The sequence below is a fragment of the Maribacter sp. TH_r10 genome, from assembly GCF_033101095.1.
Taxonomy (GTDB): domain Bacteria; phylum Bacteroidota; class Bacteroidia; order Flavobacteriales; family Flavobacteriaceae; genus Maribacter_A; species Maribacter_A luteus.
In genome coordinates this window covers 296,696-320,480 of sequence record NZ_JAWMPY010000002.1, presented here as the reverse complement: position 1 = coordinate 320,480, position 23,785 = coordinate 296,696, and the positions used below count along the sequence as shown (strand labels likewise).

Annotated in this window: 25 protein-coding genes and 1 riboswitch; of the genes, 12 read left to right on the top strand and 13 right to left on the bottom strand. The window is 38.7% G+C overall.

Annotated elements, in window-relative coordinates:
* Positions 1–60: 60 nt before the first annotated feature.
* A complete protein-coding gene (locus tag R3X28_RS06705; RefSeq protein WP_317663488.1) occupies positions 61–513 on the bottom strand; it encodes an isoprenylcysteine carboxylmethyltransferase family protein in 453 nt (150 codons plus the stop codon).
* A 163-nt stretch (positions 514–676) separates the two neighbouring features.
* Here R3X28_RS06705 and R3X28_RS06700 point away from each other — a divergent pair, with 163 nt between their 5' ends.
* The 6 genes from R3X28_RS06700 to R3X28_RS06675 all read left to right on the top strand — a co-directional run bounded on the left by R3X28_RS06700 (position 677) and on the right by R3X28_RS06675 (position 7,329).
* On the top strand, positions 677–1,270 hold the full coding sequence (locus tag R3X28_RS06700) for a non-canonical purine NTP diphosphatase (RefSeq protein WP_317663486.1): 594 nt from the start codon (positions 677–679) through the stop codon (positions 1,268–1,270).
* On the top strand, positions 1,254–1,898 hold the full coding sequence (locus tag R3X28_RS06695) for a DUF4337 domain-containing protein (RefSeq protein ID WP_282055158.1): 645 nt from the start codon (positions 1,254–1,256) through the stop codon (positions 1,896–1,898). Before R3X28_RS06700 ends, R3X28_RS06695 begins: the two co-directional genes overlap by 17 nt.
* Positions 1,899–2,046: 148 nt before the next feature.
* The gene (locus R3X28_RS06690; RefSeq protein WP_154369532.1) at positions 2,047–3,843 is read left to right on the top strand and encodes a DEAD/DEAH box helicase; all 1,797 of its coding nucleotides are present in this window, start codon (positions 2,047–2,049) and stop codon (positions 3,841–3,843) included.
* Between the two features lie 75 nt (positions 3,844–3,918).
* Entirely contained in the window at positions 3,919–4,692 is a 774-nt protein-coding gene (locus tag R3X28_RS06685; RefSeq protein ID WP_154369534.1) for a carboxypeptidase-like regulatory domain-containing protein, read from the top strand.
* Between the two features lie 49 nt (positions 4,693–4,741).
* Positions 4,742–6,436, top strand: coding sequence for an alpha-amylase family glycosyl hydrolase (locus R3X28_RS06680; RefSeq protein ID WP_154369536.1), 1,695 nt, complete (start codon positions 4,742–4,744; stop codon positions 6,434–6,436).
* Positions 6,437–6,516: 80 nt separating this feature from the next.
* Positions 6,517–7,329: a metallophosphoesterase gene (locus tag R3X28_RS06675; RefSeq protein WP_154369538.1), complete on the top strand. Its 813-nt coding sequence runs from the start codon at positions 6,517–6,519 to the stop codon at positions 7,327–7,329.
* A 2-nt stretch (positions 7,330–7,331) separates the two neighbouring features.
* Here R3X28_RS06675 and R3X28_RS06670 read toward each other — a convergent pair whose 3' ends face one another.
* From R3X28_RS06670 to R3X28_RS06660, 3 genes are read right to left on the bottom strand one after another with little or no spacing between them, the layout of a single operon-like run.
* Entirely contained in the window at positions 7,332–7,709 is a 378-nt protein-coding gene (locus R3X28_RS06670; RefSeq protein ID WP_154369540.1) for a VOC family protein, read from the bottom strand.
* Between the two features lie 5 nt (positions 7,710–7,714).
* On the bottom strand, positions 7,715–8,242 hold the full coding sequence (locus R3X28_RS06665) for an SRPBCC family protein (RefSeq protein ID WP_154369542.1): 528 nt from the start codon (positions 8,240–8,242) through the stop codon (positions 7,715–7,717).
* Between the two features lie 48 nt (positions 8,243–8,290).
* Positions 8,291–8,941, bottom strand: a complete 651-nt coding sequence (locus R3X28_RS06660) for a TrmH family RNA methyltransferase (RefSeq protein WP_154369544.1) — start codon at positions 8,939–8,941, stop codon at positions 8,291–8,293.
* Between the two features lie 35 nt (positions 8,942–8,976).
* Between R3X28_RS06660 and R3X28_RS06655 the strand changes: the two genes are divergently transcribed.
* Positions 8,977–9,669: an SIR2 family NAD-dependent protein deacylase gene (locus R3X28_RS06655; protein ID WP_154369546.1), complete on the top strand. Its 693-nt coding sequence runs from the start codon at positions 8,977–8,979 to the stop codon at positions 9,667–9,669.
* Here the strand turns inward: R3X28_RS06655 and R3X28_RS06650 are convergent.
* On the bottom strand, positions 9,632–10,105 hold the full coding sequence (locus R3X28_RS06650; protein ID WP_154369548.1) for a heme-binding domain-containing protein: 474 nt from the start codon (positions 10,103–10,105) through the stop codon (positions 9,632–9,634). The genes R3X28_RS06655 and R3X28_RS06650 overlap by 38 nt on opposite strands.
* A 34-nt stretch (positions 10,106–10,139) precedes the next feature.
* On the opposite strand from R3X28_RS06650, the gene R3X28_RS06645 reads away from it, so the two are divergent.
* On the top strand, positions 10,140–10,715 hold the full coding sequence (locus tag R3X28_RS06645) for an adenylosuccinate lyase (RefSeq protein WP_179955170.1): 576 nt from the start codon (positions 10,140–10,142) through the stop codon (positions 10,713–10,715).
* A 91-nt stretch (positions 10,716–10,806) separates the two neighbouring features.
* On the top strand, positions 10,807–12,150 hold the full coding sequence (gene purB, locus R3X28_RS06640; protein WP_154369550.1) for an adenylosuccinate lyase: 1,344 nt from the start codon (positions 10,807–10,809) through the stop codon (positions 12,148–12,150).
* 82 nt (positions 12,151–12,232) lie between these two features.
* On the opposite strand, the gene R3X28_RS06635 is transcribed toward purB, so the two are convergent.
* The 6 genes from R3X28_RS06635 to R3X28_RS06610 all read right to left on the bottom strand — a co-directional run bounded on the left by R3X28_RS06635 (position 12,233) and on the right by R3X28_RS06610 (position 16,047).
* A complete protein-coding gene (locus R3X28_RS06635) occupies positions 12,233–13,048 on the bottom strand; it encodes a mechanosensitive ion channel family protein (RefSeq protein WP_154369553.1) in 816 nt (271 codons plus the stop codon).
* Positions 13,049–13,308: 260 nt separating this feature from the next.
* A complete protein-coding gene (locus R3X28_RS06630; protein WP_154369555.1) occupies positions 13,309–13,848 on the bottom strand; it encodes a DUF4252 domain-containing protein in 540 nt (179 codons plus the stop codon).
* A 74-nt stretch (positions 13,849–13,922) separates the two neighbouring features.
* Entirely contained in the window at positions 13,923–14,471 is a 549-nt protein-coding gene (locus R3X28_RS06625; RefSeq protein WP_154369558.1) for a DUF4252 domain-containing protein, read from the bottom strand.
* Positions 14,472–14,574: 103 nt separating this feature from the next.
* The gene (locus R3X28_RS06620) at positions 14,575–15,120 is read right to left on the bottom strand and encodes a DUF4252 domain-containing protein (protein WP_154370073.1); all 546 of its coding nucleotides are present in this window, start codon (positions 15,118–15,120) and stop codon (positions 14,575–14,577) included.
* Positions 15,121–15,131: 11 nt separating this feature from the next.
* Complete coding sequence (locus R3X28_RS06615) at positions 15,132–15,551, bottom strand: hypothetical protein (RefSeq protein ID WP_154369560.1); 420 nt, start codon at positions 15,549–15,551, stop codon at positions 15,132–15,134.
* Positions 15,538–16,047 carry an RNA polymerase sigma factor gene (locus R3X28_RS06610; protein ID WP_154369562.1) on the bottom strand — a complete coding sequence of 170 codons (510 nt, stop codon included), beginning with the start codon at positions 16,045–16,047 and terminating at the stop codon, positions 15,538–15,540. Before R3X28_RS06610 ends, R3X28_RS06615 begins: the two co-directional genes overlap by 14 nt.
* A 235-nt stretch (positions 16,048–16,282) precedes the next feature.
* On the opposite strand from R3X28_RS06610, the gene R3X28_RS06605 reads away from it, so the two are divergent.
* Positions 16,283–17,773 (top strand): S41 family peptidase, encoded by a 1,491-nt coding sequence (locus R3X28_RS06605; protein ID WP_317663472.1) that lies wholly within the window; start codon positions 16,283–16,285, stop codon positions 17,771–17,773.
* Positions 17,774–17,852: 79 nt separating this feature from the next.
* Here the strand turns inward: R3X28_RS06605 and R3X28_RS06600 are convergent, their stop codons facing one another.
* Both R3X28_RS06600 and R3X28_RS06595 read right to left on the bottom strand, forming a co-directional pair.
* A complete protein-coding gene (locus tag R3X28_RS06600; RefSeq protein WP_317663470.1) occupies positions 17,853–19,265 on the bottom strand; it encodes a Calx-beta domain-containing protein in 1,413 nt (470 codons plus the stop codon).
* Positions 19,266–19,270: 5 nt separating this feature from the next.
* A complete protein-coding gene (locus R3X28_RS06595) occupies positions 19,271–21,100 on the bottom strand; it encodes a TonB-dependent receptor plug domain-containing protein (protein WP_317663468.1) in 1,830 nt (609 codons plus the stop codon).
* A gap of 33 nt (positions 21,101–21,133) precedes the next feature.
* Positions 21,134–21,367: riboswitch (cobalamin riboswitch) on the bottom strand.
* A 234-nt stretch (positions 21,368–21,601) separates the two neighbouring features.
* Here R3X28_RS06595 and R3X28_RS06590 point away from each other — a divergent pair.
* Positions 21,602–22,750 carry an ABC transporter substrate-binding protein gene (locus R3X28_RS06590; RefSeq protein ID WP_317663466.1) on the top strand — a complete coding sequence of 383 codons (1,149 nt, stop codon included), beginning with the start codon at positions 21,602–21,604 and terminating at the stop codon, positions 22,748–22,750.
* Positions 22,751–23,782, top strand: coding sequence for a FecCD family ABC transporter permease (locus R3X28_RS06585; protein WP_154369573.1), 1,032 nt, complete (start codon positions 22,751–22,753; stop codon positions 23,780–23,782).
* Positions 23,783–23,785: the final 3 nt, after the last annotated feature.

The following is a 23,785-nucleotide window of genomic DNA, read 5'->3' as shown; positions in this document are numbered from 1 at the left end:
TAATATACTAATATTTTAAATTATAAGCTAATTATGTAATAAAAAACAAAAAGAGAATATTCAAAACCATCTTCTGACCTGAGTACAATAATGCCTAAAATCCTTACCAAAAACAGCTAGCAAGGCCTTTTCTTCAGGTATTATTTGAAATTTGTTCATATACCCCACAAAACCTGCTGCCAACAAGGTATTGAAAGCATTCCCCAACCAAAGTCCCCACGCCAACAAAACCATTAAAAGCGCCAAATACATAGGATTTCTCGAATACCTATATAAACCATTAGTCACCAAACTAGTTGTCTTTAAAGGTATTCTAGGGTCTACGGTCGTTTTAGAAACAAAGAACTGTATTAATGAGACAAGCCCCAATAATAGCCCAAACCCTCCAAGAAAAATAATCAGAAAATCCTTGCCAAAAAACTCGAAACCTCCAAAAGGCAGAAACATGGCCAATATGTACATGAGCGTTGAAAAAACAACAAAAACAAGAACAGGCGGTAGTTTCAACTTCATATAAGGGATAATTAAATCGTAAATAAAATTACTATTTTTGAACGAATTAAACTTATGCCCATATTTTTCCTCCCCTTAAAACCCTTCCCATTGTGCTAAATATCATTTCTAAACGAACATATTTAGAATCATATCAAAAATTGAAAAAACTAATAGCTACATCATGAAATTGGTTTTCGCCACACACAATCAAAATAAAGTAAGAGAGGTACAGGCCTTACTGCCCACAACCATAACACTATTATCCCTAACCGATATTGGTTGCGACGAAGAAATACCCGAAACCGGCAAAACACTTGAAGCAAACGCCATATTGAAGGCCGATTTTGTCACCAACAAATATGGCTACCCTTGTTTTGCAGATGATACGGGCCTATTGGTAAATTCACTGGACGGGGCTCCCGGGGTTTATTCGGCGCGCTATGCCGGTGAACAAAAAAATTCTGATGACAATATGGATAAGTTACTGACCGAATTGGAATCAAAAAAAGACAGAACAGCCCGATTTGAAACCATTATAGCCCTAAATCTAGAAAATAAGCAACATATATTCAAGGGAGTTGTCGAAGGCGAAATATCAACCGACAAAAAAGGAAAAAAAGGGTTTGGTTACGACCCGATATTTAAACCGGATACACACGAAAAAACCTTTGCTGAACTACCATTAGAGGTAAAAAACAAAATCAGCCATCGCGGAAAGGCCATTCAACATTTATTAACCTATTTAAAAAGCCTAACCAATGATCCCGGATACTAAAGAAGGTAAAACCATGCAAGTTTCGGTTGCTTCCGAAAACGCAGAAGCACTGGGAGGAGTGTTAATAGCAATTTTTGCCGCTTTAATGGCAATTGCACAAATGGTTAACGGCGAATTAGAGGAAGAAATGATGATCGCACACAACAAAGTCGTCAACTACTCTAGCTGGTACCAATCAAAAAGTATAAAAGAAAGCCTAAAGGAAAGTGAGCTGAATTATCTTGAAACCCTCATGAGTGCAGGTATTGTACCCCAAGAAAAACAAGAAACCGTCTCTTCCATAATAACTGAGACAAAGACCAGGATCCAAAAATATAGTGATGAAAAAACCGAAATATTATTAGGGTCATCAAATATACCCAAAGAAAAGTGGGTTCAGGACCTTAACGGTGAAATGGGAGCCATAATCGGGGTAAAAGAATGGGAAACAAAAGCTACGGAATATGATGTTGCCACCCAAAAATTCGATATCGGTATGTTATTTTTCCAGATAAGCATTGTTCTAGGAGCCATTTGTATCATTATATATGACAATCCCAAATTACAAAGAGGCTTCATCTCACTTATGCTGGTCTTCGGCATCATAGGCTTGATCATGTCGATTTATGGATATTTATTGGCTCCATAATTACCTTTTTATCCATATAAATAAATAACTGTATCTTTGCGCCTTTATTAATTGCCGCCGGTATGGCAGGTGTTGCTCTGAGTCTAATAGGTTACAAACGATAATCGCTCTATACAACACACATATTTGCGATTAAGTAACATATATTATGACAAAATTTGAAGCATTGGGGCTACAACAGTCCCTATTGGATGCTGTCACTGATTTAGGGTTTGAGAACCCTTCTGAAGTACAGGAAAAAGCAATTCCCATCTTATTGGAAAATGAGACCGATTTAGTTGCCTTGGCACAAACCGGAACAGGTAAGACCGCAGCCTTCGGTTTTCCCTTAATTCAAAAAATACAAAGCGAAAGCAGAACCACACAAGGATTGATCCTTTCCCCTACCAGGGAGCTCTGTTTACAGATTACCAACGAATTGAAATTATACTCAAAATACGAGAAAAATATCAATGTAGTTGCTATCTATGGAGGTGCCAGTATTACAGAACAGGCCAAACAGGTCAAAAGAGGTGCCCAAATCGTGGTTGCCACACCTGGACGTATGAAGGATATGATAGGTCGCCGATTGGTCGATATATCAAAAATAGATTATTGTATACTAGATGAGGCCGACGAAATGTTGAACATGGGCTTCTTCGAGGATATCAAGGATATTCTTTCGAATACCCCAAAAGAAAAGTCAACTTGGCTATTTTCGGCCACTATGCCCAAAGAAGTTTCGGTCATCGCCAAGAAATTTATGCATAGTCCGCAAGAAATTACGGTTGGCGACAAAAATTCCGGTGCTACGACGGTTCAGCACGAATATTATATCGTTGGAGGAAGAGATCGTTACCCTGCCCTAAAAAGATTGGCAGATACCAATCCTGATATATTCTCCGTAATATTCTGTAGAACAAAACGGGATACACAAAAAGTAGCTGAAAAGCTTATAGAAGACGGTTACAATGCCGGAGCCCTACACGGCGACCTTAGTCAAAACCAAAGGGATTTGGTAATGAACTCCTTCCGTAAAAAACAGATACAAATGTTGGTCGCTACCGATGTGGCGGCACGTGGTATCGATGTTGATGATATTACCCATGTGATCAACTACCAACTACCGGATGAGATTGAAACCTATACGCACCGTAGTGGACGAACAGGCCGTGCAGGTAAATCAGGTATCTCAATGGTCATCGTAACCCGAAGTGAGTTACGAAAAATCAAATCGATTGAAAATAAGATCAAGCAAAAATTTATCCAGAAAACCATTCCTACAGGTATGGAAATCTGTGAAATACAGTTATATCATTTAGCCAATAAAATTAAGGATACCGAAATAAACGAAGAGGTAGAAAGTTATTTACCTGCTATAAATGATGTGTTACAAGGTGTTGACCGTGAAGAACTTATAAAGAAAATTGTTTCGGTAGAATTTACCAGATTCTTCAATTATTACAACAAGACCAAAGACTTAAACCGTGTAGATTCGAATGATCGTGGTGATGGAAGAAGAGATCACGGTGGGCAAGTGCCGACCAGTGGTTCAGTGCGCTACTTTATCAATGTCGGTGAAAAAGATGGTTATGATTGGATGTCGCTAAAAGACTTTATCCGAGATACGGTTGACCTTGATAAAGATGATGTTTTCAAAGTCGATGTAAAAGAAAGTTTTTCTTTCTTCAATACAGATGCTGAAGTAACCGAAAAAATATTGGCCACCTTCACTGAATTTAAAGTAGATGGCCGTTTTGTCAACGTGGAAGTTTCTAAAAATCCAGGTGGCGGTGGCGGTCGTGGAGGAAGAGACCGAAAAAGAAGCGGTGGCCGGGATCGGAGTCGATCAGGAAATAGCCGAGATCGTAATTCCTCGAACAAAGGAAGGGATAGAAGATCATCAGGAGGCAATGCTAGTTATTCCGGAAAACGCAGGAGCAAACGTAAAAGTGATTTCTTTTAGTTAATTGTATATTAAAAATGTCGTTCCTAGTCCTTTTTGTTTTGATTAATACCCATTTATTCGGATCTTAGACCAATGATAAAATATATTACCATTGCCTTGCTATTTTTGGGTTTCTTAGGATTTTCCCAAGAAACCGAAATAGAGTCCCAAACGTTAAGTGCCATTGTGATCAATGCACAGACAGACAAAACTTTGGAGAGTGTCCATGTTGTAAATCTCAATAAAGTACTAGGAACGATTACCAATCAAAAAGGGGAGTTTTCAATAACCGCCTCTGTAAACGATACCCTATATTTTTCCTATCTCGGGTTCAAATCCCAGAAAATCAGGGTTACCAACGATATGTTCAAGTTCAAGGACACCAAAATATCGCTTACAGAGTTGGCTTATGCCCTCGAGGAGGTAATTGTTAGACCATATCAATTAACGGGCTATCTAGAAATAGATGTTAAGAACATGCCTATAAACAACGCCTACCAGTATAGTATATCAGGGCTGAACGTTGGTTATGAAGCAGGAAAGAAAAACCCTAGCGCAGCTACCAAAGTACTTGGGGCCATACTGAATCCGGCAGATTTGTTACGTAACCTGTTTGGCAAAAAACCCAATCAAATGCGAAAATTAAGACAGGTGAAGGAAGACGATGCCATTCGGGACCTTCTTGCCTCTAAATTTGACAGGGAAACGCTTACCGAACTGTTGCAAATAGAAAAAGTGGATATTGAGGACATCCTAAACAATTGTAGTTATTCAAAATCTTTTATCTCCACTGCAAACGATTTACAGATCCTAGATGCGATCAGTAGCTGTTATGAAGAATTCAAAGTACTAAATAGAAAGAAATAAATTTTCTATTTCCCACTGCATTTTATAGCTTTAACCAAAATAGACAACTATGCATCGACTGTTCGTATTGTTTCTGGTTTTAGTTTTTATATACTCCTGTAAACCAGACAAAAAAGTAACCACAAACCAACCAGAGGTTGCTGCAGTCCGGACACAACCGGAAAACCAAGAAACGGTTCCTTTCGTATGGGAAGGGGCGAATATTTATTTTTTACTTACCGATCGTTTCAATAATGGAAACCCCGATAATGATGTAAACTTCGAAAGAACAAATGAAACCGGTGAGTTAAGGGGCTTCATGGGAGGTGATCTAGAAGGGATAACCCAAAAAATCGAAGAAGGTTATTTTACCGATTTAGGAATAAATGCCATATGGTTTACCCCTGTCGTAGAGCAAATTCATGGCGATACCGACGAATCTACGGGAAATACTTATGGGTACCATGGATATTGGGCAAAGGATTGGACCTCCTTAGATCCAAATTTCGGAACGCGTAAAGATTTGGAGAAATTAGTGAAAACGGCCCATAAAAACGGAATTCGTATTTTAATGGACGTTGTATTGAACCATACAGGACCGGTTACCCCAAAAGACCCCGTATGGCCCGAAGAATGGGTAAGAACAGAGCCAACATGCCAATTCAGCACTTATGAGAATACTACGGCTTGCACCTTAGTCGATAATCTACCGGATATTTATACCGAATCAAATGAGGCCGTTACGTTACCAGATGCCCTTTTAGCAAAATGGAAGACCGAAGGCAGAATAAGTACTGAGCTCGACGAACTGCAATTGTTCTTTGACCGAACAGGATATCCGAGAGCTCCTAGGTTCTATATCATTAAATGGTTGACCGATTATGTAAACGACCTCGGTATTGATGGTTTCAGGGTAGATACGGTAAAACATGTGAACGAGAACGCATGGTCAGAACTTTATAAAGAAGCCTCCATAGCATTTGAATCATGGAAAAAGAAACATCCCCAATTAGTACTGGACGACAACCCGTTCTACATGGTCGGGGAAGTTTACAATTATAATATTTCAAATGGAAGAACCTTTGATTTTGGTGATAAGAAAGTAGATTTCTACAATCATGGCTTTAAAAGTTTGATCAACTTTGAGTTGAAGCAGGATGCCGATATGGATTATGAATCCATTTTCAAAAAATACAATACGTTATTGAATACCAAGCTTAAAGGAAAAAGTGTACTCAACTATTTAACATCCCATGACGATGGACAACCATACGACAAGGAACGCAAAAAACCAATCAGAGCGGCAAATGTATTACTCCTGACGCCGGGAGCCTCACAGGTTTACTATGGTGACGAATCTTCCAGGGACCTTACCATCGAAGGTGCTGTTGGGGATGCAACTTTAAGGTCGTTTATGAATTGGAAAGATCAAGACAGTCTTCCAGGTGTAAAAAATACTTTGGCGCATTGGCAGAAATTGGGCAAATTCAGAAAAAACCACCCAGCTATCGGCGCGGGCAAACACAATAGACTTTCTAAAAAACCATACGTCTTTAGCCGAACCTATATCGATGATGATTTCAAGGATAAGGTTGTAGTCGGATTAGATCTTCCAAAAGGAAAAAAATCGCTATGGGTCAAAGGTTTTTTCGGTGACGGAACAAAACTCCATGAAGCCTATTCCGATACTTTAATTGAAGTGAAAAATGGAAAGGCCATCTTTGAAAGTGAATACGATATTGCTTTGCTAGAACTTGTCCAATAGACAAATTGGGCAACACTCTATACTTTTTATTCGGGATTTTAACGGTTCGGTCATAAACAATCCAATTTTCAAGGAAAAAAATGAAATTAAGCAGAAGAAGCTTTATGATCAAAATGTTTTCAGGGGTTTTGGGACTGCTACTCTTGGATGCTTTTTGGCTAGAACAATATTTTTTGGAATGGAACACCTTTGATTTAGCAAAGGATGACAAGAAAAAACTAAAAGCCATACAACTTAGTGATCTTCACCTGGAAAAAATTAAATGGGTACACAAATCACTCGCTAAGCGAATAAACAAAGAGCTACCCGATGTGTTGTTCCTGACGGGGGATAGCATCACAAAAAATTCACGAATTCCCCTCTTAAAAGAATTCTTATCCCTTATTGACCAAAATATTCAAAAGGTAGCCATTTTAGGCAATAAAGAATATTCCGGCCGAGTTGATATAAAGGAACTGAGACAGGCTTTAGACGCTTGTAATTGCACTCTGTTGATCAACGAATCCTTTGTTTTAAAAACAAAACTTACGAAGGTCAATATTTTAGGCTTGGACGATTTGGTTTTTGGTACTCCCGACTTTGAATCGGCATCCATAGATATTGACAGGTCATTGCCAACCATTGTTCTTAACCATTGTCCTATCTATCGGGAAACCGTTGATGAAGTAAGTGCTTCTTTAGGGATAAAACCCATTATCCTATCTGGTCATACCCACGGAGGGCAAATCACCTTTTTCGGAAGACCTTTGATGACACCATACGGTAGTGGTGACTATGTAAAAGGATGGTATTCTAATGAAATCTCGAAAATGTACGTTTCCAAAGGAATAGGAACCACAATCTTCCCTATTCGCTTTGGGGCCAGGGCTGAGGCTACAATTTTTTATATGTAATATTATCGTAAGGAATGTAATGCAATGCGGTTGCCCTCGGTATCTTTCACCAAGGCCATAAATCCATGCCCACCTCCTATTTCTGTTTTCTCTTTGAGTATTTCGCCTTTGGCCGCTACAACCCTACTTAATTCAATAGCAAGGTCCACACAGGTAAAGTACAATAAAGGCCCATGGGTGGCACTTGGTATGTACATCTGATGTTGTACCAACGATCCCGAAGCTCCTTTCTTCCCTTCGGCACTAGGAAACCATCCCATAATCAATCCTCCCAAATCATGGACACTGATGGTTATATCGAAAACTGTTTCATAGAACACCTTGGCACGTTCCATATCGACCACGGGTATCTCAAACCAACCAACACTATTATATTCCATAAGAACTAATTCTCAAGAATGGATTTAAGGGATTCTAATCCCTCTTCAAAATCCTTACCTACCATTTTGTCCATATTCATGAACAACATCATTATACTCATGGGAAACTTGTTCTTACCCGAAAAACCCCAAGTAACTTTGGTACTCCCACCACTGATTTCCTCCACGTCAAAATAACAATCCGAAGTGGATTTAAAAGGCTTTAAAAACCTTAGTTCACCTTCTATTCGCTCTCCTTCGATTATTTTGGTGATTTCTTGCTCACCTTCACCTACATCTTTGTTCCCATTCCAATAACTAATGGCTCCTACTTCTCCATCCGTACCCGTAAACTTATGATCCATATCCGGGTCTTTCTTTTCCCATGGCGACCATTCCCTCTGTTTCTTTAGGTATTTAAGGTATTCGAAAACTTCAGCCTTTGGTCTAGCGACCTCGATCGTTCTATATACATTATAATTTTTTGGTGCGATTATAGCCAGAAATACAACAAGAACCAAGATTCCCATTAAAATATAAAGTAGCATATACATATGTGTTTCAATTAATTGGTTGTTATTAAATATAGTAAAAAATTAAATTCACCTGTAGTATCTCTCCAAAATATCATCGATACTTTTGATTGACTTTTGAGTCCAATCCAATCGCTTCTCAAGTTTTTCTTCATCGCTTAACCTCCAAGGCAATTGTTGTGATTTCATTTTTACGGTAAGATGTTGCAGGATAATGGCCGCAGAAACAGAGATATTCAGACTTTCGGTAAAACCGACCATTGGTATTTTCAAAAACGAATCCGCCTTGCCCATTACCTCCTCACTCAAGCCCTCTTTTTCAGTTCCGAAAAACAATGCTGTTTTTTCATTGATCTTAAAATCTTCAAGATAGCAAGAATCGTTATGTGGTGTCGTAGCAACGATACGATACCCTTGTTCCCGTAATAAGGATATGCACGATTCCGTGGTTTCGTGCCGTTGCACATCTACCCATTGCTGTGCGCCCATGGCAATGTTCTTGTCCAATCGTTTACCAAATCTACTTTCAATAACATGGGCCTGCTGTAACCCAAAAACCTCACAACTACGTATTACGGCACTGGTATTGTGCATTTGATAAACATCTTCAATCGCAACCGTAATAAATTTGGAACGCTCTTCCAATACGTTCAGGAAACGTTCCTTTCTTTCTGCCGAAATAAACCCCTCAAGGTAGTCTAAAAGTTGTTGGTCTATCATAATTCGAATATAAGAAAAAGGTCTATTTTTATAAAATGAAAAAGAACGTGGTAATACTTACAGGAGCTGGGATGAGTGCCGAAAGTGGACTTAATACCTTCCGGGATGCCAATGGTCTTTGGGAAGGGCACGATGTTATGGAAGTAGCTTCTCCCCAAGGTTTTTCAAAAAACCCTGAATTGGTCCTTGAATTTTACAATCAAAGAAGAAGGCAATTACAGCAAGTCTCTCCTAATATCGCTCACAAGGCTTTAGTGAATCTCGAAGAACGATTTAAGGTAACCATAATTACCCAGAATGTAGATGACCTTCATGAACGGGCCGGTAGTTCAAATGTTGTTCACTTGCACGGGGAACTTTTAAAAGTGCGCAGCACAAATGGCGGACAACCTATTCCTTGGTATAACGATTTAAATCTGGGGAACTATTGCCAAAACGGACATCAATTACGGCCACATATCGTTTGGTTCGGCGAAGAAGTGCCCATGATGGGAAAGGCAAAGGAAATTACCTCTATGGCCGATTTCCTGATTATTATTGGTACATCGATGCAAGTATACCCCGCAGCCAGTTTAATTGACTTTGTGCCGACACAGACTCCCATATTCTTTATTGACCCAAGACCTTCGATTAAAAGTAATCCGAAAAGAATGCTACAGGTTATCCCTGAAAAGGCAACCAAGGGCGTGCCTATTGTGGTTGCTGATTTAATTCATAAAGCAATCTAGACTGATTTGCCCAGGCAATTACTGCATCTTTTTGAGCTGCTGTCAATTCGGCTTCAGAATGCATCAAAGTGTATGATTTTAAAGGCATTTCCCCTTCTTCCAGCACTTCGGCGACTTCTTCTAACTTATGACTTTTCTTTTTGTTGGAATAACTCCCCCAAGCCGAAAAATTCAGTTCACTTTTACCTTCTTCCACATGATCGGAAAGCCAATAAGACAAGGGGGCCACATTATTGTACCATGGGTATTTGGTATTGTTGCTATGGCAATCATAACAGGCATTTTCCAATATCACCTGTACCTCGGTCGAAGGATTGGTTTCAGCGATGAAATCAGACGTATGGTTTCCTTGTGACAAATTCTTTGCAGGTCGGTAAAACTGCATGGCAATTAATACTAAAAGCAGTACTAACGCGATTTTTTTTATTATTTTCATTGGGGCGAACGTTTAATCAAAAATACAAATAATTGTGACTAAAGAGCAATTAATACAATCTTTGGACTATGTAAATGCTACAAGGGAAAAACGTATGCAAATGACCCGTTCGGTCATGGGCAATCCTAAACTATTGGCCCCATTATTACAAATAGCTTTCGAAGGACAGAATCCTGTATGCGATAAAGCATGTTGGATTTTGGAATATGTGGTGAAACAGAACCCGGAATTCATTTTACCTTATATCAACAACTTTACCCAAGGTCTACATACTTTGAAATCAGAATCCTCTATACGGCCCATGGCGAAAATATGCGAGATCTTGAGCAAGGCATTCTTCTCCAGGAAACCGAACAACATACAGACTGTTTTGTCCCTAGATCATTTAGAACGAATGGCAAGTGCTTGTTTTGACTGGCTTATCGGTGATCACAAAGTAGCTTCCAAAGCCTACTCAATGACCTCTTTGTTTCTTCTTGGCAAAACATTTGATTGGATACATCCCGAATTAAAGCTGGTTTTGGAACAGAACTATGCCTCAGGAAGCTCAGCCTACAAAGCAAGGGCAAGATTGACCCTTGATAAGCTCAACGCCTTGAAACCGTGTTGAAAAGAAATACAAACAATGCTTTGCAAACCTTTTAAACTCACTCATGAATAAGTATCTTTGCAACTTTTAACCAAAACCCATCACATCAACCATGTCATTATCCCAATTGAATGCCATTTCGCCGATTGACGGTCGTTACAGAAGTAAAACGGTTTCTTTATCCCCTTATTTTTCCGAAGAAGGATTGATCAAATACAGGGTTCTTATTGAAATTGAATATTTTATCGCTCTTTGTGAGATTCCCTTACCTCAACTAGAATCGTTCGATTCTTCCAAATTTGATGCGTTGAGGGATATTTATAAGAACTTCGATACGGCAGATGCACAGGAAATCAAGGATATTGAAATGACCACCAACCATGATGTAAAGGCCGTTGAATACTTTATTAAACGAGCTTTTGACACTTTAGGTTTAGGCAGCTATAAAGAATTCATACATTTTGGGCTCACCTCCCAGGATATAAACAATACCGCCATACCATTATCTATCAAAGAAGCAATGAACGATGTTTACGTTCCCATGTATTTTGAAGTTTTGGATAGATTGAAGGAATTGGTGGAAGAATGGGCCAACGTACCCCTATTGGCCAGAACGCATGGTCAACCAGCTTCCCCTACCCGTCTAGGCAAAGAAATAGATGTGTATGTAGAACGACTCAAAGAACAATTCAATTTATTGAACGATATACCCAGTGCCGCAAAATTCGGTGGTGCAACAGGTAACTACAATGCACATAAAATAGCTTATCCCAATATTGATTGGAAAGCCTTTGGTAAGCAATTCGTACAAGAAAAATTAGGATTATCGCACTCTTTCCCAACTACACAGATAGAGCATTATGATCATTTAGCGGCATTATTCGACACCTTAAAACGTATTAATACGATTATTCTTGATTTGGACCGTGATTTCTGGACCTATGTCTCTATGGATTATTTTAAACAAAAAATAAAAAAGGGCGAAGTAGGTTCTTCTGCCATGCCCCACAAGGTCAACCCCATAGATTTTGAAAATTCGGAAGGAAACATAGGAATTGCAAATGCCATTTTTGAGCATTTATCGGCCAAATTACCAGTTTCCAGGCTACAACGCGACTTAACCGATAGTACCGTTCTAAGAAACGTAGGTGTGCCCTTTGGACATACATTGATCGCCTTTCAATCTACATTAAAGGGACTGAACAAACTTTTATTGAACCAGGAAAAAATAGAACAGGACCTTGAGAACAATTGGGCCGTGGTTGCCGAGGCCATACAGACCATCTTGAGGCGAGAAGGGTATCCTAACCCGTATGAAGCCTTAAAGGGCCTAACACGTACCAATGAGAAGATAAACCAAAATACCATTGCCGGTTTTATTGATACATTGGAAGTTTCCGATAGTATTAAAACCGAACTGAAGGCAATAAACCCTTCCAACTATACAGGTATTTAAGACCGATTAAATTCATAAAAAAAAAGCCACTTTTATAAAAAATAAGAGTGGCTTTTTATTTGTATCGATATCCAATGAAGAACTATCCTTCCTTGTGGATTTCCACAGAGTGTGGATAAGGAATTTCAATTCCGGCTTTATCCAAGGCCAGTTTACAATTTTCCAATGTTCCAAAATAAACATCCCAATAATGTTCCGGTTTGCAGTATGGTCGCACGGCAAAGTTCACTGAACTGTCGGCCAATTCAGAAACATTTACAGATGGTGCCGGATCTTGCAATACCAAAGGATTAGAGGTTAATACATTTAACAATACCTCTTTGGTCTTCTTAATATCCTCCCCATAACCTACTCCGATAGTAGTATCTACACGAATTACACCTTCAGCCGTATAATTTACGATGTTACCGTTCGCCATAGCGCCGTTAGGAACAATGGCCAATTTATTTTCAGGAGTCGTCATTTTGGTTGTGAAAATCTCAATATCCTTAACAACACCCAACTCTCCTTGAGCCTCAATTAGATCTCCTACTTTATATGGTTTGAAAATCATGATCAATACTCCACCCGCAAAGTTCGATAACGACCCTTGCAAGGCCAAACCAACGGCCAAACCGGCAGCAGCGATTACCGCGGCAAATGTGGTTACGTCAACCCCTAATTGGGATATGACCAAAAGAATCAAAAATATTTTTAATGCCCACGAAATCAAGTTTAATAAAAAACCTTGAAGTGATTCATCATATTTACTTTTGGCCATCATCTTTCGGGTAGCCCCTACGATTTTCTTGATAACCCAAGAACCAACGAGGTAGATGAGGATTGCCGTCAATAATTTTGGTCCGAATTCTTTGGCCAATTCAATGCCATAATTAAACCATTCAGTTGCTTTTTCCATTTTAATAAAGTGTTATAGTTAATAGTAGTGCGAATATAAGTATTCACCATTAAAACTTTTATGGAATAGACCAACTAATTTGGGATAAATATCAATAAAACACAGGAAGAACAACGAGTAATTAACAAAGGGCCTAGCTAAACATAGACCCATTTATCCGGATTGTGAACGAACCCAAAAAATAGAATTCAAGAAAATCGATAAATTATCAACCTTACAGATTGGACTTTAAAGCTTTAGTTTGAAAAGCTATTGGAAATTCAACCTTTAATGAAATCCGCGATATCGGAAAGACCTTCTCCCTTATAATCCGATTTTTGAACGGCTTGCATAAATTGGACCAAATTGGCCGGTTTCATATTGTTTCCCAAAACACGTATCAGCATAAATCCTTTTTCATCATTGTCTCCATAAATGATTACTTCATCTATTTCCTCTTCATTCCCGATATATTTAATGACCCCTTTGCCATAGCTGGTATTGAGTTTCATTAAATCGATGAACTTCTCGTTCTTTAAAATGGCCTTTACGTTGGTTTTTTCCTCCTCAAATTCAACTGAATTCGTGTCGCTCTTTTTAAAAGCCAATACGTTCATTTTTTTCAAGGAATTCAATGCTTCCCTTTCAGCTTCGCTCAACTCCACTTTATCCATGTTCAAAAGACTCACAGGAAGATCCACGGAAAGGAAATTCGGGTTTTCCGAGTTATCGACAAAATATTCTTGAAGGCTTTGGGTAGATGAGCAACTACTGATAACAAGGATTACGACTACCGATAGTACTTTAACAATTTTATTCATTTTTCTAGTTTAATACGTGTTCCCAATAACAACGAACCGGTTACTGGTATTATGGCCAATAACCGGTTTAAGTTTTATCTTTTGTGCTTCCCCGCCTTGTTCAAATCTTCAGGAAGGTCCATATTCTTGGTCAATGCACTTATTTGGTTCAGATCTATATCCCCGGTCATTGAGACCAATACCGTTTCGAACTTTCTTCCATGTACATCTACATCCATTTCTTTTAATCCGGAAACGAACATCAGTAATTCGGTGACATGGTCTTTTTTCTTTCCATTTCTGATATAGAACTTAACATTTACATCCTTGTCCTTTACCCTCATCAATTCTTCCAATGAAGAGGATCTTAGATATTTACGAACCGTTGCTGACATATCGGCGGCTACGGCTTTATCCTCAGTAATAAAGACTTTGATCCCGTCGATTCCACGGGCCATTTCCACGAACTCCTTGGCTTCCTTATCATCGTCCAAGCTTCCGATAGAGGTTAACAAATCTATCATTCCCTTATTGACTATTACGGAACCTACATGGTCCATATCCTCGAACTTATCGAAAATAGATTGTGAGAATCCGGCTAACGGTAAAAGGGCGATTGCTAAAATTAATGTGATTTTTTTCATGACTGTCGTTTTTTTGCCAATTGGCAGTTTGATTAATTATGATTGATTGATGATAGTGATGGTTCAAGTGGTTTATTCCTTGGACCACCACTTAATTTTGATTTTAATTCTTTTTTCCTGCTTCGTTCAATTCCTCAGGAAGGTTCATCTTTTTTGTAAGTGACCCTATTTTCCTTAAATCGATATCACCGGTAAGGGAAAGCAATACGGTTTCGAACTTTCTGCCATTCACCTCAACATCTACATTGTTGATTCCCGTAACGAACATCAACAGTTCACTCACATGGTTTTCATCCTTACCATTTTTAATGTAGAACTTAACGTTGGCATCCTTGTCCTTAACACGCATCAACTCTTCCATTTTGGCACTCTTCAGATACTGGTTCATGGTTTTCAGCATATCGGCAGATATACCCTTATCCTCTGTAATGAACACCTTTAGGTTCTTTAAACTTTTGGCGATATCCATAAAGTCTTTCGCCTCGGGATCATCTACCTCAACATCTATATTTGACAGCAACCTGAACATACTTTGGTTGACCACTACGGCGCTTACATTGTCCAAATCTTCATATTTATCGAAGGCGGACTGTGAAAAGCCAAGTACAGGTAAAACTGCCAATGCAATTGTGATTATAATTTTCTTCATCATTTTAATTTTTAATTTTTATTGTAAATCTTTTGTTTTGTATTTTCAAACTCATTCAAATAAGCCACCTTTTCGGTGCCTTTATTAAAATTATCGGCCAATAAGGTCAAGGCTTTCTTAGTTTCATTATAGGCATACTCGGCTTCTTTCTTTTCTTGGTACTCCTTACCAAAGTATATGCCAAACAGTAGAACAGCCATCGCAGCTATGGAAAGCCACTTATAGTTTATATTTCTTTTTTTCAATGGCAACTCTTTGGTATACCGTTCTTCCTTGGCAATGGAAAAGTACTGGAACATGGGGGCATACTGCTTTAGATGTGCTGCTACATTTTCCTGTGCAAAATATGCTCTTAGCTCTTTCTCCTCGACAATCGAAGTAGAACCCTCAAGATATTTTTCCAATAATTTTTCAATTCTATCCAATTCCATAACTATGTTTTTGCATTAATTTTTCCCTTACAGTTTTACGTGCCCTTGATAAGGCAACACGTATTGCGGTTGGTTTCATATTCAATAACTCCCCTATTTCATCAAAATCGTATTCTTCGACATCCCGCAATTGTAATATCATTTTTTGTTGTTCCGGTAGTTCTTCCATGATCTTCCCTACCCAGTCCAAACTATCTTTAACTTCTACCTGTTTCTGTAACGAAGTGTTATCATCCCCATAGTTACTATGCACAAGTTTTAAATTACCGGCCTGTCTCGACTTTAACCTATCCAAACAGAAATTTTTTGTCATCGTCATCGCAAAGGCCTCTACATTATTATATTTACCTATGTTTTCATTTTTCGCCCAAAGTTTCATTAAAATTTCCTGTGTGGCATCTTCAGCCTCTTCCCTGGAGACCAGCAAACGTTTTGCCAACCTGTAGAGTTTATCCTTAAAAGGCATTACCACATTTAAAAATTCCGACTGTTTCATTCTGTTGCTTGGTTGTTCATAGCACCACTTTCGGGTCTACAAAAGGAAGACGAAGTATAAACGATTTTGTTACAAATAATTTTTATTTCTTGATATTGTCTTTAAATTGGGCATCCAAAGTAAAAGAAGTTACGTAAATAGTTATTAAAAAGTATGAATGTCCCCCCGTGTATTTTTTCAATTTCTGGAATGATAATTGAGGTTCTTCACTACTAGTTGCAAAAAAAAGAAATTTATGAAAAAGTATGTATTGCTATTCCTATCCATTGGAGTATTATTGACCGCCTGTAAAAAAAGTGATGATGACCTTACGCCACCGGATGGCATTGACCCAGATCCTATTGCCGATGTAGAAGTACAGGATTTTATGTGGAAAGCCATGAATTTCTGGTATTTCTGGCAAGCCGATGTACCCAATTTGGCCGATGACAAATTCCCTAATACTGATGAAGGTATTGCTGCGTACACCGAATTTTTGGCTTCAGAATCAGAACCTGGAACTTTCTTTGACGATCAATTGTTATATTCGGAAGATCGCTTTAGTTTTTATTCTGATGATTATACCGAACTAACGCAATCTTTCGCTGGCATATCTAAAAGTAACGGACTCGAATTTGGATTGGTCAAATTCAGCGATAGTGATGATGTGTTCGGTTATGTCTGGTATATTATTCCCGATTCGGATGCCTCAACAAAAGATATTTCCCGAGGAGAACTTTTTACCGGGGTTGATGGCCAAACCTTGAATGTTGACAATTATATAGAGCTCTTATTCGGTGACAATGACACCTACACCTTGAATATGGCCGATATTGCCAACAACCAAATCACCCCAAATGACAAAGAAGTAACCTTAACAAAGATGGAAGGCTTGGTTGAGAATCCTGTGTTCCTATCAAAAACCTTCGATATAGGTGGTGAAAAAATTGGGTATTTGGTTTATAACGGTTTTACCAATGAATTTGATGAGGACTTAAATGATGCTTTTGGAAATCTTAAAGCTGAAGGAGTAACCAGCATGATTTTAGACTTGCGTTACAACCCAGGTGGATCAGTAAATTCCGCACGCTTATTATCAAGTATGATCTACGGCACCAATACCGATGAACTATTCCTAAGACAACGATGGAATGACAAAATACAAGCACAATTAAGCGATTCACAGCTTACCGATTATTTTGCGTCGGAAACTAGTGATGGAAGTGCCTTAAACACCCTTAATCTGTCCAAAGTATATATCATCGCCACATACAATTCCGCTTCAGCCAGTGAATTGGTGATAAACGGACTTGCCCCCTACATTGATGTTGTTCATATTGGTGAAACCACACGTGGTAAAAACGAATTTTCAATCACCATGGTCGATGATTTTGAAGGAAGCTATATTTATAATTCAGAACGGGAGAGTGAAATAAACCCAAACAATCAATGGGCCATTCAACCTTTAGTGGGCCGAAACGAAAATGCAGACGGTTTTTCCGACTACACCTCAGGTTTGACTCCCGATATTGAACTTGAGGAGGACTTGGAAAACCTTGGGGCTTGGGGCGACCCCAATGAGCCTTTATTGGCAAGGGCCATTCAAGAAATTACAGGAACAACAGGCAAACGCAGTTTCGAGGTAAGTATGCCTGCAAGTGTTATGACAAATTCTAAAATGTTCTCTGTTCTAAAAGATAATATGATTTTGGATAAACCTCTTAATTTGGAGAAATCCATTGAATAAACCAAAAACAACAATCCATAAAAAAAGGGCTCTATAACTGGAGCCCTTTTTCTTTTATTATATTGAATTTAAGGTGCTATTATCTTTCGGCCGTACCGTTGAAATAGATTTCACCAGGGATAATGGATACCTCTTTAGACGCCAATAATGAATAATCACTTAGGTCATATATTTCCAAAGATCCATTACTCGTATAATCCTTGGCATCAACACCATAAAGAATACCTTCGTTCACAGCCATATCGTAAAAACTAAGTCCGGTTATTTCAGCAGTTGCAGGAAGGGCGGTGCTAGCAGTTTCCATTTTGAATACAGAGCTTGACAGATAGTAATAGAGATTACTACCTTCGGCAACCAATGCCCCAGGATGTTCCGTTTCAGCAAATTCAAAAGATGCTGAGACCGTATTATCCGCTGTATTTATTTTATCCAATTGCGCTAAGGTCTCATTACCTGTCCAGGCAGGATTACCACCAGAAAGCACCCATAGGTTGCCTTCGGTATCCAATTGTAAGGAATTAGGACGATCACCAACAGTAACAGTCGTAGATACCGTGTTAGTTGCAGCATCTATGACCGTAACGATATTGTTCTGATTATATCCCCCCTGCATGGCTACATAAATCGTATTTTCTTTTACCACAAGTCTTTCCGGACCTTCTGCAACCGGGATTTTAGATACTACGGTATTTTCTTCAAGATCGATAACGGCTACATAATCATCTTCAGTATCACTACCGTCACCCCAATTGGTTACATAACCCTTTCCATTGGCAATGGCCATATATCTTGGGTTTAAAAGTTCCGTGTCAATAGTGGCTACAGACTCAAATGTATAACGGTTAACAACCTCAACTTTTTGTGAATTATTTACAACAATATATCCGAAATCCCCATTGAATGCCATACTCTGAATATTATCGGCCCAAGAATCAACATCGTTTACAGTAGCATATACATCATTTTGTACTGTTTCATAATCATTGGAAACAAAAGAAATTGAGGCATTTCCTTGGAAAAAATTACCTTCATGCGTAACAATGATACCATTTTCAAAAGGATAAGAGTCATTATCGGTAATAGACAATGTTGCTTCATCTTTTACACCTATAACCAAGTCTTCACTACCTGCTATGGTCGTAATGGTAACAATAAGATCTTCTGAAGACTCTACATCTTCATCGTCAATAAGTGTAATGCTTTGGGCAACGGTAAGGTTACCTGCAGGTAAAACTACCGATCCTGTCAGCGCTTCATAATCCTCTCCAGAGGTAGCCGAACCTGACACTTCGTAGGTAATGGTTACATCAGTGTCAATAGCCGGTGTGGTACTAAAAGTGATATCTACCGATCCTGCTCCCTCATCAGCTGTTTCAATGGTAGTTGACACCTCTAGTGCCCCTATTACCGGTTGATCATCATCATCGTCATCGCATCCTACAAAAATGAATGATGCCAGTGCTGCTGTAATAAAAAAATGTTTGAATTTCATTGGTCTTAAAAATTTAGTATTAATTGTGATTGAATATTTCTGTTTGGCATTGGACGCAATGCTATGTTTTCATAATAGGTATCAAAGACGTTGTTGATGCTTAAACCTAATGTGTACTTTAACTTTTTTTGCAGGGTACCCGTATAATTAATTCCTAAATTGGCAACATCATAACCTTCCAATTCCCCTCCGATAATCGAGACAGGACCATTGTATAAATGTTGATAAAACACATTGAAATCTAAAATACCATAAGCCACGGATGCATTGGCCTTGTGAAAAGGAACGTATATCAATTGTTCTTTTGTTGATTGATCTTCGGAAACGGTATAGGCGTAATTTGATTTGAAAGCAATTGTTTGGTTCTTTCCGATTTTATGATCAATACCAAGTTCCCCTTCCAACCCATAAATACGCACATCATCAATATTTATCGGGGACCAGATTCCGTCACTGCCAGGAAGCCATTTGATCATATCCTCGGTAGCAATATAATAGCCATTTAGATTGAAGGTTACGCCACCGAACCGTAAACGATGCCCCAAATCAATTTGATAGGATTGTTCGGCCAGTAAATCCAAATTACCACCAGGTTGCCAGTAAAGGTCATTAAATGTAGGGGTCCTAAAGTTTTTGGAAGCGTTCAATTGTATGTCATAATGCTCGTTGATGGTATATTTCCCATCCAACGAAAAAACTAAAGGACTGCTATAATCCGAAGAGAAATCCTGCCTAAGACTAATATTATAAGACAGTTTAGGAGATACCTGATGCTTGAGCAGAGCAGTGGCCGAAAAATCATTTCGTGTAGGTGAACCAAAACTATCCCCTTTCCCTTTATAGTTATCAAATTCCAGAAATGAGTTTAACCTAAATACTTTGGATAACTTCATATCCAAAGAATATCGGGCCAAAAAAGTTGACACTTTGCCAAAGGAATGGTTGTCAGAGTCTTTATTCTCATAATACCTAAACTCTTCTTGCAAATAGGCCACTTTTACCCTTGAAGTTGCTTTTTCCCCAAAACGCCCCCACTCCAATTGGGTACGGTATTGGTTGTCTTTATACTTACTTCGGCCTTCTGCCACTAGGGTTCCCGATAGGTTTCTATCCCCAATAAAACTCTGATGATAGAGACGCATGACCTGTTTATCGGAAAGTACGTAACCGGCATTGAAATTAAAGTTCAATCGCTCAAATTCCCCATTAACATTCTTGGTATCGGTCTTTAAATATTTATAGTCGTTATCCGATTTTTTATAATTGATTCCAAAATTGGACGACCATCGGGAATCCCCATAGCTTTGGTTATAATTGATTGTTTTAGTTTCGAAACTTCCGTAACCCAATAAAACCCGATGTTCAAAATGATCATCAAACCGAAGGTCGTTGTTCAAATGAACACTCCCACCAATGGCACCGGAACCATACTGTACACTTCCTCCCCCACTTCGAATACCAATCGAATTATAACTTAAAGGGTCAATGGTATTGAAGTCCGTCTGCCCATTTAATTGGGAATTGATATTGATACCGTTCCAGATTACCGCAGTATGTGAGGCATTGGTACCCCTAAAAGCAGGGGATGAAACCATACCAAAACCATTTTCCTTGAAATAAATATTTGAATTAAAAGCCAACAGGGAGGTAAATGAATTATTCTGTTGTCTCACAGTGCTATCCCGCAATTCAGTAACCTTATGACCTTCAGCATACCGCTTTAGGCGAATATCGGAAACAACGACCTCTTTTAGGTTGATGACAGGGTTCTCTTGTGCAAAAGCCTTGTTTAGGCTTATAAAAACAAGTAAGGAAAATAAAAGTGTTTTCTTCATACCAATGACTTTTTACCCGAAAGTCTATCGAATTCCATTGTTTGTGAAGTTGGCAGGTCTCCTGACTTGTCTAAAGTTATTTTGTCTTCCCACCCAAGTAATCGGACAGTGACTATGTAGTAAATAACCCCCTCCATTTTAATGAAGGTGCCAAAACTCGCGAAATGGCATAAACTTACAGTTGCGGGAACAGTTCCAGAATTACACTGGATTCCCTTTTAATTTAGTCACCGTGAAAGTGACAAAACCAAATTCGGTGCAAAATTAAACTTAAATAGTTATTTATCGCCCTTTTTTTTGCTAAGTTTTATGGCCAACCAGATAAAGCCCACCACAAAGTGAAGTATTATAATCCCTGCGATTATATAAATAGTGGTATTTGAGCTATCGCGCATATTTAAATTTTAAACAAAAGTAAAATTCCATCCATTCTAGAATTGTGACATTTGTTACCTTGCGATCATTTTTAGCGAATATATTGAAAACATACCCAACATTAAAATGAGATTCACTCTACTTCTTCCTTTTATTTTCTGTCTGTTCTTTTCTTGTAAGGAAAAATCCAAAGAAACATTTCCTTCAACATTGGAAACAAAAACGATTGCCATTGAATACGCAAAAGGGTTTACGGTAGAGAAAACAGGTTCAGGGATTACCATCATCAATGTTTCTTCACCATGGCCCAATGCCCAAACCAGTTATAAATATGCATTGGTCCCAAAAGAAAAATTAGCTACAATTACACTGAATAAAGAAGAATTCGACGCTATAATCGGGGTACCCGTACATAATATCGTTTCAACCTCAACAACACATATTCCAACATTGGAAGCCTTAGGAGTAATTGATGCTTTGAAAGGTTTTCCCGACACCCAATATATATCATCAAAAAAAACCAGAGAATTAATCGATGCTGGTAAAATAAAAGAATTGGGTAATAATGAATCGATCAACACTGAAATGGTCATTGAATTGAATCCTGAAGTCATTATAGGTTTCAGCATCAATAATCAGAACAAAGCTTATGAAACCCTACAGCGTTCCAATATCCCTGTTGTTTATAATGGCGATTGGACCGAGGAAACTCCTTTAGGCAAGGCCGAATGGATTAAATTCATAGCCCCTTTCTTTCAAAAAGAAGAGCTAGCAGATTCAATTTTCAGGGAAATCGCGGATTCTTACAACCATGTTAAGACCTTGGCCCAAAATGCAGAAAACAAACCTGAGGTTCTAAGCGGAGCCTTATACAAGGATGTTTGGTACTTACCTGGCGGAAATAGTTGGGCAGCCATGTTCTTAAAAGATGCCAACACATCTTACCCATGGTCGAATACAAAACAGACTGGCAGTCTTAACCTGAGTATTGAAAGTGTTTTGGAAAAAGGGATAGATGCGGAATATTGGATTTCCCCTTCACAGTTTACTTCATATCAGGAGATGAAAGAGGCAAATCAACATTACTTGAATTTTAAAGCCTTCCAAAATAAGAAGGTTTATACCTTTGCAAAAACCAAAGGGGCCACTGGCGGACTCCTTTATTTTGAACTGGGGCCCAATAGGCCCGATTTAATATTGAAGGATTTGATCCATATTTTCCATCCCGAAATATTGCCCCAACATGAACTATTTTTCTTTAAGCCGTTGAACTAATTGGAAAACACCACCAAATATAAAACCTCATTAGTACTATTGCTACTGGCCTTGGTCGTTTGTTTCATTGTAAACATAAGCCTAGGTTCGGTGACCATTCCTTTTAAAGATACTTTTAATGCGATTTTCGGTGGGGAATTGACCAATGATTCTTGGAAATACATTATATGGAATTACAGAATACCCAAAGCCTTTACCGCGATATTTGTTGGTAGTGGTTTGGCGCTTAGCGGACTTTTGATGCAAACCCTTTTTAGAAACCCTTTGGCCGGCCCATTTGTATTGGGGATTAGTTCCGGGGCAAGTTTGGGAGCGGCATTATTGATTATGGGTACCGCATTGTTTTCAGGCGTATTTGCTATTGGAATCGTAAACGATTTGTCTTTGGCCATTGCGGCAAGTATAGGCAGTTTTTTGGTGCTTTTGGTCGTTGTAGTCGTTTCTTATCGCATAAAGGACACTATGGCCTTACTGATTATCGGTCTGATGTTCGGGAGTATTACGGCCGCGATTGTGAGTGTGCTTTCCTATTTTACCGATGCGGAAAAATTACAACAATACATTTATTGGTCCTTCGGTAGTGTCGGCAACCTAACTTGGTCCCAATTATTGATCCTTTTGACAATAATCGTACTTGGGGCAATCCTCAGTATTTTGTCGATAAAACCCCTAAATGCTCTGCTTTTAGGTGAAAATTATGCCCGTAGCCTTGGTATTAACATGAACATGGCTCGCTACAAAATCATCATTGCCACTGGTTTGTTGGCTGGTGGTATAACTGCCTTTGCCGGGCCGATAGCGTTCATAGGCCTTGCCGTACCCCATTTAACAAGACAGATATTCAATACCACCGACCATAAGGTTCTGATGCCTGCAGTTTTGGTTTACGGAGCAATCTTAATGTTGATCTGTGATACCATTGCACAATTACCAAGTTCAGCCAATGTATTACCGATCAATGCAATTACTTCGATTGTTGGGGCACCTGTGGTGATTTGGCTTTTAGTAAGAAAAAAGAAAATGATCTTTTAATAA